The sequence below is a fragment of the Cellulomonas sp. NEAU-ZC6 genome, from assembly GCF_056844425.1.
Map to the genome: position 1 here is coordinate 65,683 of NZ_JBXFYH010000001.1, position 12,413 is coordinate 78,095.

9 protein-coding genes are annotated in these 12,413 nt (G+C 76.5%); 7 read left to right on the plus strand and 2 right to left on the minus strand.

From position 1 onward, the window contains the following. The first annotated feature begins 4 nt into the window (after positions 1-4). A complete protein-coding gene (locus AC1050_RS00315; protein ID WP_482385393.1) occupies positions 5-1,105 on the plus strand; it encodes a class I SAM-dependent methyltransferase in 1,101 nt (366 codons plus the stop codon). Here the strand turns inward: AC1050_RS00315 and AC1050_RS00320 are convergent. After that, a complete protein-coding gene (locus tag AC1050_RS00320; protein ID WP_482385394.1) occupies positions 1,043-4,003 on the minus strand; it encodes an AfsR/SARP family transcriptional regulator in 2,961 nt (986 codons plus the stop codon). The two genes, AC1050_RS00315 and AC1050_RS00320, sit on opposite strands and share 63 nt — an antisense overlap. Before the next feature lie 119 nt (positions 4,004-4,122). On the opposite strand from AC1050_RS00320, the gene AC1050_RS00325 reads away from it, so the two are divergent. After that, positions 4,123-5,421 (plus strand): amidohydrolase, encoded by a 1,299-nt coding sequence (locus AC1050_RS00325; RefSeq protein WP_482385395.1) that lies wholly within the window; start codon positions 4,123-4,125, stop codon positions 5,419-5,421. Between the two features lie 40 nt (positions 5,422-5,461). Then, positions 5,462-6,319, plus strand: coding sequence for a TrmH family RNA methyltransferase (locus AC1050_RS00330; RefSeq protein ID WP_482385396.1), 858 nt, complete (start codon positions 5,462-5,464; stop codon positions 6,317-6,319). A 366-nt stretch (positions 6,320-6,685) separates the two neighbouring features. Here AC1050_RS00330 and AC1050_RS00335 read toward each other — a convergent pair whose 3' ends face one another. Beyond that, positions 6,686-7,864: an RtcB family protein gene (locus AC1050_RS00335; protein WP_482385397.1), complete on the minus strand. Its 1,179-nt coding sequence runs from the start codon at positions 7,862-7,864 to the stop codon at positions 6,686-6,688. Between the two features lie 209 nt (positions 7,865-8,073). On the opposite strand from AC1050_RS00335, the gene AC1050_RS00340 reads away from it, so the two are divergent. The 4 genes from AC1050_RS00340 (at position 8,074) to AC1050_RS00355 (ending at position 12,406) form a co-directional block, all read left to right on the plus strand. Next, positions 8,074-8,496 (plus strand): YciI family protein, encoded by a 423-nt coding sequence (locus tag AC1050_RS00340; protein WP_482385398.1) that lies wholly within the window; start codon positions 8,074-8,076, stop codon positions 8,494-8,496. Then, positions 8,493-9,722: an RNA polymerase sigma factor gene (locus AC1050_RS00345; protein WP_482385399.1), complete on the plus strand. Its 1,230-nt coding sequence runs from the start codon at positions 8,493-8,495 to the stop codon at positions 9,720-9,722. The genes AC1050_RS00340 and AC1050_RS00345 overlap by 4 nt, the downstream gene beginning before the upstream one ends. A 190-nt stretch (positions 9,723-9,912) precedes the next feature. Continuing rightward, a complete protein-coding gene (locus AC1050_RS00350; RefSeq protein WP_482385400.1) occupies positions 9,913-10,911 on the plus strand; it encodes a LacI family DNA-binding transcriptional regulator in 999 nt (332 codons plus the stop codon). A gap of 130 nt (positions 10,912-11,041) precedes the next feature. Then, complete coding sequence (locus AC1050_RS00355; protein WP_482385401.1) at positions 11,042-12,406, plus strand: ABC transporter substrate-binding protein; 1,365 nt, start codon at positions 11,042-11,044, stop codon at positions 12,404-12,406. The last annotated feature ends 7 nt before the right edge of the window (positions 12,407-12,413 follow it).

The window sequence follows — 12,413 nt, forward strand, 5'->3', positions numbered from 1 at the left end:
CACGATGACCACCACGGCGACCGGCACCCGGCCGACGGACCTCTTCGAGCCGGTGGGCGCCACCACCGCGGAGGTGGCCGACCGGCTGCTGGCCGCGAGCCTCGGCGCGCAGGAGATCGCGGCGGTGCACGCGGGCGACCGGCTGGGCTGGTACCGGGCGCTCGCGGAGCACGGGCCGTGCACGCCCGACCGGCTGGCCGCGCTGACCGGCACGCACCCGCGGTACGTCCGGGAGTGGCTGGAGCACCAGGGGTCGGCGGGCTACGTGACCGTCGCCGACGGCCGGTTCGCCCTGACCCCCGGGGCGGCCGAGGTGCTCGCCGACCCCGACTCGCAGGCCTACCTCGCCCCGCTGGGTCGGCTGCAGGCCGCGAGCGGGCGGGTCGTGGACGACCTGCACGCGGCGTACCGGTCCGGCGGCGGCGTCGGCTGGGACCGGATGGGCGCGGACGCCCGCGAGGGCCAGGCGGCGATGAACCGGCCGTTCTTCCTGCACGGGCTCGCGACGCTGCTCGCGGACGCGCTGCCCGCGCTCGACGCGCGCCTGCGCGCGGGGGCGCGGGTGGCGGACGTCGGCTGCGGGGAGGGCTGGTCGACGATCGGGCTGGCGCTGGCGTACCCGGCTGCGACGCTGACCGGGATCGACCCCGACGCGCCGTCGACCGCCGCCGCGGGACGGCACGCCGTCGGGGCCGGGGTGCAGGACCGGGTCCGGTTCGTCACCGGGGACGCGGCCGCGCTCGCGGACGACGGCCGCGCCTTCGACGTGGTGACGGCGTTCGAGTGCGTGCACGACCTCGCGGATCCGGTCGGGGTGCTGGCGGCGGCCCGCCGCCTGCTGGCGCCGGACGGCTGGGTGCTGGTCGCGGACGAGCGGGTCGCCGACGCGTTCACGGCGCCGGCCGGGCCGATGGACCGCTGGTTCTACGGCTTCTCGCTGGGGGTCTGCCTGCCCGACGGGCTGTCGCACGACCCGAGCGCGGGGACCGGCACCGTGCTGCGGCCCGCGACGCTGGAGCGGTACGCCCGCGCCGCGGGGTTCTCAGCGCTGGAGGTCCTGCCCGTCGAGCACGACCTGTTCCGGTTCTACCGGCTGCACGTCTGAGCCGCCGGCGAGGCGGGCGACGGCCGTCGGCAGGTCGTCGTCCGCCCCGGCGGCGACCAGGGCGGCGAACCGGTCGGTGCCCAGCCGGCCGGCGAGCTCCGCGCGCGCCGCGCCCAGCGCCTCGGCCTCGACGCCGTAGGCCTGCGGCAGGTCCGGGGCGGTCACGGCTCCGAGCAGGAGCGCGGCGTCGGCGGGGCGGTCCAGCCGGAGCAGCAGCGGCACCGCGTTGCGCAGCGCGGTGCGCAGGTGGGGGCGGTCGCCCGTGGCGGCCCACGCCCGGGCGAGGTCGAGCAGCTCCTCGAGCGCCCCGGCCGGGTCCGGCCGGCGCGCGACCGTGGCCACCGTCGCGGTGCGGGTGACGCCCAGCAGGTACCGGTTCCCCGCCCGGTCGGCCAGGTCCCGCGCCTCGGCGAACGCCCCGAGGGCGGCGGCCGGGTCGCTGCGGGCGAGCACCTCGCCCGTGCAGAACGCCAGCCACCCGCGGTCCGACGGCGCCGCGTACCCGGGGTGCACGGCGCGGCGCAGCGCCGCCAGCGCGGTGCTCGCGGTGAGCGGCCGGTCCCGGTAGGCGGCGACCAGCGCGGCGTAGGTCAGCCCCATCACCCGGTAGTGCGCGTCGGAGGCGTGCTGGCCCTCCGCCGCGATCCGGCCGCCGAGGGCGACCGCGTCCTCCGTGCGGCCCTCGTACAGCGCCAGGTCGGCCAGCACCTCCAGGGCGTGCAGCCGGTCCGCGGGATCGGTGGCGGCGGCCAGGGCGAGGTCCGCGCGCCGGCCCGCCGTGGCGTGGTGGCCCTGCAGCAGCGCCCGCGCGGCGAGGGCGGCCAGCAGTGCGGGCTCCGTCTCGTGGCCCGGGACCGGCCAGGCCAGCACGTCGGTGCGCAGCAGGTCCACCGCGTGCAGGTGCAGCGCCCGGGTCAGCCGCACGGCCAGCTCCGGCTCGTGCAGCGCCGCCCAGGCGTGCGCGAGGCGCAGGTCGGGCAGCAGGTCGGTCAGCCGGGCCCGCGCGTCGGTCTCGCCCGGGCCCCGCAGCGCGCGGTCCGCGTCCCGGGCGACGTCGAGCAGCACGGCGGCGTGCCGCGCGCGCACCGGCTCGTCCGGCGGCCCCACCACGGCGCGCACGGTCTGCAGCATCCGGTACCGGGTCCGCCCGCGGGCGTCGTCCCGCACGAGCAGGGACGCCGAGGCCAGCTGCTCGGCGGTCCGCGCCGGCACGTCGAGCACCCGGGCGGCGAGGTCCGGGGGGCACGCGGTGGCGAACACGGGCCATCCGTCCAGGGCGCGCCGCGCGTCGCCGGGCAGCAGCTCGCGGGACCAGGCGACGAGCGCCGCCAGCGACCGGTGCCGGGCGGGGCCGTCCCGCCGCGGCGAGACGAGGCTGTCGAGCCGGGCGTCCAGCAGGTCGGCGACGTCGACCACGCTGAGCGTGGCGGTGCGGGCGGCCGCCATCTCGACGGCCAGCGGCAGCCCGTCGAGCCGCGTGACGATCCGCGTCACCGGGTCGGCCACGACGGTGCCCGTCCGGCCGTTGGTGGTGGGTTCGCGGCCGGACGCCGCGCGGGCGCGGTCCCGGAACAGCCGGGCGGCGGGCGACCCCGGCCCGGCCGCGGGCAGCGGCTCGACGAACACCACGTGCTCGCCGGACAGGCCCAGCGGGGTGCGGCCGGTGGCGAGGACGCGCAGCGGCCCCGGCTCGGAGAGCAGCAGGTCGACGCACTCGGCCACCGCGCCGGTCAGGTGCTCGCAGTTGTCGAGCACCAGCAGGACGTCCCGCGCGGCAGCCCCGGCCAGCGCGTGCGCCGGGGTGTCGCCCGGGTCCGCGTCGAGCGCCGCGGCGACCGCGGCGGGCACGGCGGCGGGGTCCCGGACGGCCCCCAGCTCGACGAACCGCGCGCCCCGGCCGTCGTCCTCCTGGGCGGCCACCTCCAGCGCGAGCCGCGTCTTGCCCACGCCGCCGGGGCCGACGAGCGTGACCAGGGCGCTGCGGGTCAGCAGGGACCGGACCTCCGTGAGCTCCGCCTCCCGGCCCACGAACGAGGTGCGCAGCCGGGGGAGCGGCGCGGCCCGGCGGCCCGGCACCGGTGGCGCGGTCGCGGGTGCGCGAGCGCGCCCCGCGGCGCTGCTGCCGTGCGCGCCGGCGGCCGTCCGGCCCTCGCGGAGCGGCCGGCCGGCCGGCACCGGTAGCGCGGATCCGGCCGGCCGGCCGGCGGCGAGCGCCGCCTGGTGCGCGCTGCGCAGCTCCTGCGAGGGCAGCAGGCCGATCTCGTCGAGCGCCGCCGCGGCCCGCAGGTACACCAGCACCGCCTCGCCCGGCCGGCCCTCGCCGGTGCGGGCCCGGACCAGCAGCGCCCAGGCCCCCTCGCGGTACGGGTCGCCCTCCAGCGCGCGCTCGGCGGCCTCCGCGGCACGCTCGGGGTCCGCGTCCACCAGGGCGCGGGCCAGGGCCTCGTGCGCGCTGCGCCGGGTGGTGTCCAGCCGTTCCGCCTCCGCCTGCACCTCCGGCAGGTCGGCCTCGGTGCCGAAGGCGGGGCCGCGCCAGAGCTCGAGCGCCGCGGTCAGCACGTCCGCCGCCGTGCCGGGCGCCCCGCGGGCGGCGTCCCGCACGGCGCGGTCGAACCGGTCCGCGTCCAGGTCCTGCGGGTCGAGCCGGTAGCCGCCGGGGACCGCCCGCAGGTCGGCCCCGACCAGGGCACGGATCCGGGACGCGTGGCTGTGGAGGGTGTGCTCGGCGCTGGGCGGCGGGCCACCGGGCCAGAGCGCGGCGATGAGGCGCTCGCGCGGCACCATCGCGCCGCGGTGCGCCAGTAGGACCGCGAGCAGAGCGCGTTGGCGCGAGCCGCGGACGGGTTCGGCGCCGACCGCGGTCACGAGCTCAACGGGACCCAGGACCCCGTACCGCATGGGCCGATCGTAGGGCTGCCACCGGCCCGCGCGGCAGGGGGCGGCGCGAACCGCCCTGGTCACGGGTGCGCGGGGTACGGTGCCCAGGACCCGTCACCTCCGGAAGGGACCCCCGTCGCATGTCCGCCGACGCCACCACCGCCCCCGACCGCACGCGCGCCGCCCGGGTGCTGGACGGCGCCGACCCGCGCGCGGCGCACTGGCGCGACCTGTACCGGGACCTGCACGCGCACCCCGAGCTGTCGGGCCGGGAGCACCGCACCGCCGCGGCCTTCGCGTCCGAGCTGCGCGCGTCGGGGCTCGAGGTCACCGAGGGCGTGGGCGGCACGGGGGTCGTCGGCCTGCTGCGCAACGGGGACGGGCCGGTCGTCATGCTGCGCGCCGACATGGACGGGCTGCCCGTCCTCGAGGAGTCCGGCGTCGACTACCAGAGCCGGCACACCGACGTGAACCCGGCGGGGGAGACCGTCCCGACGATGCACGCCTGCGGGCACGACATGCACGTGACCGCGCTCGCGGCCGCGGCGGACACCCTGGCCGGCGCGCGCGACGCGTGGCGCGGCACCCTGATGGTCGTCGGGCAGCCCGCCGAGGAGACGGCCGCCGGCGCGAGCGGGATGCTGGCCGACGGGCTGTTCACCCGGTTCCCGAAGCCCGACGTGGCGCTGGGTCAGCACGTCGGGCCGATCCCTGCGGGCGTCGCCAACCACGCACGCGGGCTGCTGATGGCCGCGGCGTGCACGCTCGACGTGACCATCCACGGCCGCGGCGGGCACGGGTCGCGGCCGTTCGCCACCGTCGACCCGATCCTCACGGCCGCGTACGCCATCACCCGGCTGCAGACCATCGTCGCCCGCGAGACCGCGCCCGAGGACCCGCTGGTGGTCACCGTCGGCACGTTCCACGCCGGCACGAAGTCGAACATCATCCCGGACACCGCCACGTTCACCGTGAACCTGCGCGCCCGGTCCGACGCGTCGATGGAGCGGGCGATCGCCGCCGTCCGCCGGATCGTGGAGGCCGAGGCCGCGGCGGCCGGGTGCCCGCAGGAGCCGACCATCGGCCTGCGGGAGAACCCGCCCGCGACGGTGAACACGCCGGAGGTGGTCGACCGCGTGATGGCCGCGCAGGCCGCGGTCATGCCGGCCGGGGCCATCCGGCTCGCCGAGCCCCTGATGGGCTCCGAGGACTTCTCCGAGTTCGGGCTGCCCAAGGGCCGGTACGAGGGCGACCCGGTGCCGTACGCGTTCTGGTTCTGGGGCGGCATGGACCCGGCCCGGTTCCCCGCCGGCTACACCACCGGGTTCTCGCCGACCGTGCCCGGCAACCACACCGCCCAGTTCCTGCCGCTCGACGAGCCGACCATCGCGGCGGGGCGCCGGCTGCTGGTCGCGGCGGCGCTGGAGTTCCTCGCCTGAGCCTGCGGGGCGGCCGCGGCGGGGTCCGGGACGGGGGATGATGGCGGGCGTGCCCGCGCTCGACATCGTCCACCTGACCGACCCCGACGACGAGCGGCTCGCCGACTACGTCTCCCTGACCGACGTCGCGCTGCGCTCGCGGCACGAGCCCGAGAAGGGCCTCTACATCGCGGAGAGCTCGACCGTGCTGGGTCGTGCGCTCGCCGCGGGGCACCGGCCGCGGTCGGTGCTGGTCTCGCCCCGGTGGCTGCCCGACCTCACGGCCATGCTCGAGGGGCTCGGCACCGACGGCGACCCCGTGCGCGTGTACGTCGCCGAGCCCGCCGTGCTGGAGGCCATCACCGGATTCCACGTGCACCGCGGCGCGCTCGCGGCCATGCACCGCCCGCCCCTGCCGTCCGTGGCGTCGGTGCTCGCCGGCGCGCGGGACGGTGCCGGCGCCCGCCGCGTCGCCGTCCTGGAGGACGTCGTCGACCACACGAACGTCGGGGCGGCGTTCCGGTCGGCGGCGGCCATCGGCGTGGACGCCGTGCTGGTGACCCCGCGGTGCGCCGACCCGCTCTACCGGCGCTCGGTGCGGGTGTCGATGGGCACCGTGTTCCAGGTGCCGTGGACCCGGATCGACCCGTGGCCCGGCGGCATCGACCTGCTGCGCGAGGCCGGCTTCGTGACCGCGGCGCTGGCCCTGTCCGACGACTCGATCAGCCTGGACGCGCTCGAGGCGGACGCGCCCGAGCGGCTCGCCCTCGTGCTCGGGGCGGAGGGCGACGGGCTGAAGCCGGCGACGATCGCCGCGGCGGACCTGACCGTGCGCATCCCGATGGCGGGCGGGGTGGACTCGCTCAACGTCGCGGCCGCGGGCGCCGTGGCGTTCTGGGCGACCCGCGTCCGGGACTGACCCCGCGTCGGCGGGCCGACCGCCACCCGCGAGGTTGTCACGACGCGGCGAGGTCGTCACCTCCGTGTGACCACCTCGCCGACGTGCGACGACCTCGAAGGGGCTGGCTCGAGCACGCCCCGCATGCCCAGACCGACACCGCTGAGCAGAGGACTGAAGTCCCACGCGACGGCCCGACGCTGCGACAGCGTGCTGACCCGTGTACGTCATGACCGTGCTGCTCGCGGGCAGTCTCCTGCTGGTGCTGGGCTGCGTCGCCGCGCTCGTCGCGTGGGTCGTCCGTCGGAACCGCTCGCGGCGCTAGGACAGACGGCAGAGGCCGTGCACCGCGAGCGGCGCTCGGCCTCTGCCGTGACGGCGTGCGGGTCAGTCGCCCTTCACGTTGACGATCTGCCGCAGGACGTGCCGGACCTCGACCAGGTCGGCGGCGTCGGCCATCACCTGGTCGATGTCCTTGTACGCCGCCGGGATCTCGTCGAGGAACGCGTCGGTGTCCCGGTACTCGATCCCGGTCATCGCCTCCCGCAGCTGCTCACGGGTGAACAGCCGCCGGGCTGCGGACCGGGAGTGGTTGCGTCCCGCCCCGTGCGGGCTGGACTCCAGCGACAGCGGGTCGCCCTTGCCGGCCACCACGTAGGACGCGGTGCCCATCGACCCGGGGATCAGCCCGGCCTCGCCCGCCCGCGCCCGGATGGCGCCCTTCCGGGACACCCACACCTTCTTGCCGAAGTGCTGCTCCTGCTCCGTGAAGTTGTGGTGGCAGTTGACCCGCTCGGCCTCGACGACCGGCTCGCCCATGTGCTCGGCGAGCACGGCGACGACCCGGTCCATCATCTCCTCGCGGTTGGCCGCCGCGAAGTCCTGCGCCCACCGCAGCTCGCGGATGTACGCCCAGAACTCGTCGGTGCCCTCCGCGAGGTACGCCAGGTCGGGGTCCGGGAGGTCGATCCACCAGCGCCGGCACTGCTGCGCGGCGACGCCGATGTGGTGCTGCGCGATCTTGTTGCCGACCCCGCGGCTGCCGGAGTGCAGGAACAGCCAGACCGCGCCGGTCTCGTCGACGCTCACCTCGATGAAGTGGTTGCCGGAACCGAGCGAGCCGAGCTGCAGCCGCCAGTTCTTCACGTACCGGGCCGGGTCCAGCTGGGCGCGCTCCGCCGCCGCCTCGAGCTCCGCGACCCGGGCGCGCGCGGTGTCCGTCAGCGCGGTGTTGTACACGCCGGCCGACAGCGGCACGGCCGCCTCGATCGCCTCGCGGACCGCGCGGAGCGGGCCGGCCGCCCGCACCTGGTCCTCGGTCCACTGCGTGCGCACCGCGATCATGCCGCAGCCGATGTCGACGCCCACCGCCGCCGGGATGATCGCGCCGAGGGTCGGGATGACCGAGCCGACGGTCGCCCCCTTGCCCAGGTGCGCGTCGGGCATCAGCGCCAGGTGCGGGTAGACGAACGGCATGGTCGAGGTGCGCACGGCCTGCTCGCGGGTCGTCGGCTCGAGGACGGAGGCCCAGCTGATCAGGTGCTTCGACAGGTGCTCGCGGGTCATGGCACCGATCCTCCCCGGAAGAGGGATCCGCGTCGCGGTCATTTGTGCGCGGACGCAGCCTCGACGAGTGCGGAGAACTCTCGTGACGAACCGGGACGGAACAGGCGCGTTTGTGTGCTTTCAACGGGAGGATGTCGAGAACGGTCGGTCGGGTCCGCTCTCCAGGTGCGGGCCGCGACAGGCGCGGTCCCGGACGCCAGGAGACGACGATGCCGAAGTACCTGCTCCTCAAGCACTACCGCGGCGGCCCCGAGCAGCACCGCCCCTCGCCGCCGCTGGACCAGTGGGACCCCGCGGACGTCGAGGCGCACATGGCCTTCCTGCAGCACGTCGGCGAGATGCTCACCGAGCGCGGCGAGCTGGTCGACGCGCAGGCGCTGACGCCGGAGCGCACCTGGGTGCGCTACGGCGGCCCGGACGCCGCCCCCGTCACCACCGAGGGCCCGCTGCCGGAGACGAGCGACCTGGTCGCCGGCTGGTACATGGTGGACGTCGAGTCGTACGAGCGGGCTCTGGAGATCGCCGCGTACGTGTCGTCCGAGCCCGGCCAGGGCGGCACGCCGCTGTACGAGTGGATCGACGTGCGCGAGGTGATGTCGGGCGCGCCGGCGGGCGACGACGGGCCGGCGTGACCGACGCGTCCGAGTGGGCCGGGCTGGACGAGGGCGCCCTGCGCGCCCTCGTCCCGCGCGTGCTCGCGGGCCTGGTCCGCCGGGGCGAGGACTTCGACGCCGCGGAGGACGCGCTGCAGGAGGCGCTGGTCGAGGCGCTCCGGGTGTGGCCGTCGCACCCGCCGCACGACCCCCGCGCCTGGCTGACGACGGTGGCCACCCGGCGGCTGGTCGACGCGCGCCGCAGCGAGGCCGCGCGCCGGCGCCGCGAGGAGGTGCAGGACGCCGCGCCGGTGCCCGGCCCGGCGGAGGCCGGTGACGACACGCTGCTGCTGTTGTTCTGCTGCTGCCACCCCGACCTCGCCCCGGCCTCGCAGGTCGCCCTGACGCTGCGGGCCGTGGGCGGGCTGTCGACCCGGGAGATCGCGGACGCGTTCTTCGTGCCGGAGGCGACCATGGCGCAGCGGATCAGCCGGGCCAAGCGCACGCTGCGGGGTCAGCGGCTGGACCGCCCGGGGGACCTCGCGGTGGTGCTGCGGGTGCTCTCGCTGGTGTACACCGCCGGGCACGCGGGCCGGGTGGACCTGGCCGCCGAGGCGATCCGGCTGACGCGGCAGCTGACGCTCGCCACCGACGAGCCCGAGGCGCGGGGGCTGCTCGCGCTGATGCTGCTGAACGACGCCCGGCTGCCCGCGCGGTACGACGCCCAGGGGCGGATCGTGCCGCTGGACCGCCAGGACCGCGCGCTCTGGGACACGGGCGAGATCGCCGAGGGGGTGCGGGTGCTGCAGGCGGCGCTCGCCGAGGGCCGGCCCGGGCGGTACCAGGTCCAGGCCGCGATCGCCGCGCTGCACGACGACGCCGCCACGGCCGCCGAGACGGACTGGCCGCAGGTGCTCGCCTGGTACGACGACCTGGTCGGGCTGACCGTCGACCCGGTGCGGCAGGACCCGGCGGCGGTGCTGGGCCGCGCCGTGGCGCTCGGGCACGTGCGCGGTCCGGCCGCCGGGCTGGCGGAGACCGAGACGTTGCGGGCCGTGCTGGGCGACCGGCACCGGTGGCACGCGGTGCGCGGGTACCTGCACGAGCTCGGGGACGACCTGCCCGCGGCCGCCGGCGCGTACGCCGAGGCCGCGCACCGCGCCACGGACGTCGCCGAGCGGGACCACCTGGTGCGGCAGGCGGCGCGCGTCCGGGCGGCGGCGCCGGGCCCCGCCGGCCCCGCCGGACCCGCCGGACACGCCTGACCCGCCTGGCCCGCCTGACGAGCCTGGCCCGGACGTGCGGCCGGCACGGGCACGGGCACGGAAGCGTCACGCTTCGGTAACGCCCCTTGACCCGCGGCTCGGCCCGCGCGTTGACTACGTAGTCATCGACGTCAGGGCGGACGAACGAGGCGGGGGCATCACGGTGCAGGCACCAGAGGCGGGTCGGGCGGTGGCGACGGACGTCGCGCGCGCCGCCGGCGTCTCGCAGAAGACGGTGTCCCGCGTGGTGAACCGCGACCCCAACGTCAGCGCCGCGACGCGGCGGCGGGTCGAGGCCGCGATCACCGCCCTCGGGTACCGCCCGAACGCCGCGGCGCGGGCCCTGGTGACCCAGCGCTCGCGCGTGCTCGGCGTCGCGATGCCCGGCTCGGTCGACTACGGGCCGTCGGCGCAGCTCTTCGCGATCGAGTCGACCGCGTGGGAGCTCGGATACTCGGTCGTGGTCGCCTCGGCCGTGGCCTCCGCGGTGGCCTCCTCCGCCGACTTCGAGCGGGCGATCGGCCGGCTGGTCGACCAGGGCGTCGACGGGCTGATCCTGGCCAACCCGTACGTGGACCAGGGGCTGTCGGCCGACGTGCTCCGCGGGGTGCCGGCGGTCAACGTGGGGGAGGCGACCGGCCCGGCCGGCTGGCCCACCGTCACGGTGGACCAGGAGATGGGCGCCCGGCTGGCGGTCGAGCACCTGCTGGCGCTCGGCCACCGGACGGTGCACCACCTCGCCGGGCCCGCGACGCAGGGGGCGGCGGTCCGCCGGGTGCACGGCTGGCGCCGGGCGCTGTCCGGCGCGGGGTGCGAGGTGCCGGAGCCGCTGCTCGGGGACTGGACCGCGCGATCCGGCTACGAGCTGGGCCGGGTGCTGGCGCGCGACCCCGCCGTGACGGCGGTGTTCGCCGCGAACGACCAGATGGCCGTCGGTGTCATGCGCGCGGTGCTCGAGGCGGGGCGCCGGGTGCCGGGGGACGTGTCCGTGGTGGGGTTCGACGACAGCCCCGACTCCGGCTACCAGGTGATCCCGCTGACGACGGTCCGGCAGGAGTTCGCCGACGGCGCGCGCCGCGCCGTGACCGGGCTGGTCGCGGCGGTCGAGGGGCGGGGCGGTGGCGACGGCGCCACGGTCCGGATGCCCGTCGAGCTCGTCGTGCGGTCGAGCACCGGCCCCGCCCCGTAGCCGTCCCCACGCACCCGCAGCCGCTCCACCCGCTCCACCCGCTCCACCCGCTCCACCCGCAGCACCCCGCTCCACCCCTGTGCAGACCCGGCGTTCTCGCTTCAGCTCTCGACAGGAAGTTGGTCCGACGATGTACCGACGCAGCAGCAAGCCCCTGACCCTCGCCGCGGCGCTCGCCGCCGGCGCCCTCCTGCTCACCGCGTGCTCCGGCGGCGGCGACGACGGGGGCGATGACGGCGGCACCACCACCGAGGAGGTGACCCAGGACCAGATCGACGAGGCGCTCTCCACGCCGACCGACCTGCTGTTCTGGACCTGGGTCCCCGACATCCAGAACCAGGTCGACCTCTTCGAGGCCGAGTACCCGGAGATCAGCGTCGAGGTGGTGAACGTGGGGCAGGGCGCCCCGCACTACCAGAAGCTCCGCACGGCGCTCGAGTCCGGGCAGGGTGCGCCCGACGTGGCGCAGATCGAGTTCCAGCACCTGTCCTCGTTCCAGCTCGGCGACCACCTGCTGGACCTGGCGCCGTACGGCGCCGGCGACCTGGAGGACCAGTACGCCGAGTGGATCTGGGACCAGGTCACGGACGGTGACGCGGTCTACGGCATCCCGCAGGACGTCGGCCCGCTCGGCAACCTCTACCGCGAGGACCTGTTCGCGGCCGCGGGCATCGAGCCGCCGGCCACCTGGGACGCGTTCGTCGAGGCCGCGCGCACCTACCGGGCCGCCAACCCGCAGTCGTACCTGACGAACTTCCCGGGCAACGACGGCGGCCAGTTCACCAGCCTGCTGTGGCAGGCCGGCGCGCGGCCGTTCGGCTACGACGGCGCCGAGACGGTGACCATCGACCTGGACACCCCGGAGGTCGTCAAGGTCGTCGACCTGTGGAACACCCTGGTCCAGGAGGACCTGATCTCCACCGACCCCGACTTCACCGACCAGTGGTACCAGGGGCTCGCGAGCGGCAAGTACGCCTCGTGGCAGGCGGCCGCGTGGGGGCCGGTGTTCCTGCAGGGCACGGCGGGCAACACGTCCGGGCTGTGGCGCGCGACGACGATCCCGCAGTGGGAGGAGGGCGACGAGGTCTCCAGCAACTGGGGCGGGTCGACCGACGCCGTCCTGACCTCCTCGGAGAACCCGATCGCGGCGGCCGAGCTCGCCACGTGGATCAACACGGCGGAGGAGCCGGCGCTGAAGTTCGCGACCGAGCAGTTCCTGTTCCCGGCCTACGACCCGGTCCTGGAGAACCCGGCGTTCATCGACCAGGAGTCGGAGTTCTACGGCGGCGAGCAGGTCAACCAGATCTTCGCGGAGATCTCCCAGACGGTGACGCCCGACTTCGGGTGGCTGCCGTTCATGGACTACGTCTACTCGTCCTACGAGGAGACCGTCGGCAAGGCGTTCGCCGACCGCACCGCGCTCCAGCCGGCGCTGGAGGCCTGGGAGGCGGACCTCGTCTCGTACGCGGAGGACCAGGGCTTCACCGTCGAGTGACCCGCCG

What these genes read in the sequence shown, in the direction of transcription:
- AC1050_RS00325 (WP_482385395.1), top strand. Translation starts at nt 4,123, where the DNA reads ATGTCCGCCGACGCCACCACCGCCCCCGACCGCACGCGCGCCGCCCGG.
- AC1050_RS00355 (WP_482385401.1), top strand. Translation starts at nt 11,042, where the DNA reads ATGTACCGACGCAGCAGCAAGCCCCTGACCCTCGCCGCGGCGCTCGCC.
- AC1050_RS00330 (WP_482385396.1), top strand. Translation starts at nt 5,462, where the DNA reads ATGGCGGGCGTGCCCGCGCTCGACATCGTCCACCTGACCGACCCCGAC.
- AC1050_RS00340 (WP_482385398.1), top strand. Translation starts at nt 8,074, where the DNA reads ATGCCGAAGTACCTGCTCCTCAAGCACTACCGCGGCGGCCCCGAGCAG.
- AC1050_RS00315 (WP_482385393.1), top strand. Translation starts at nt 5, where the DNA reads ATGACCACCACGGCGACCGGCACCCGGCCGACGGACCTCTTCGAGCCG.
- AC1050_RS00320 (WP_482385394.1), bottom strand. Translation starts at nt 4,003, where the DNA reads ATGCGGTACGGGGTCCTGGGTCCCGTTGAGCTCGTGACCGCGGTCGGC.
- AC1050_RS00335 (WP_482385397.1), bottom strand. Translation starts at nt 7,864, where the DNA reads ATGACCCGCGAGCACCTGTCGAAGCACCTGATCAGCTGGGCCTCCGTC.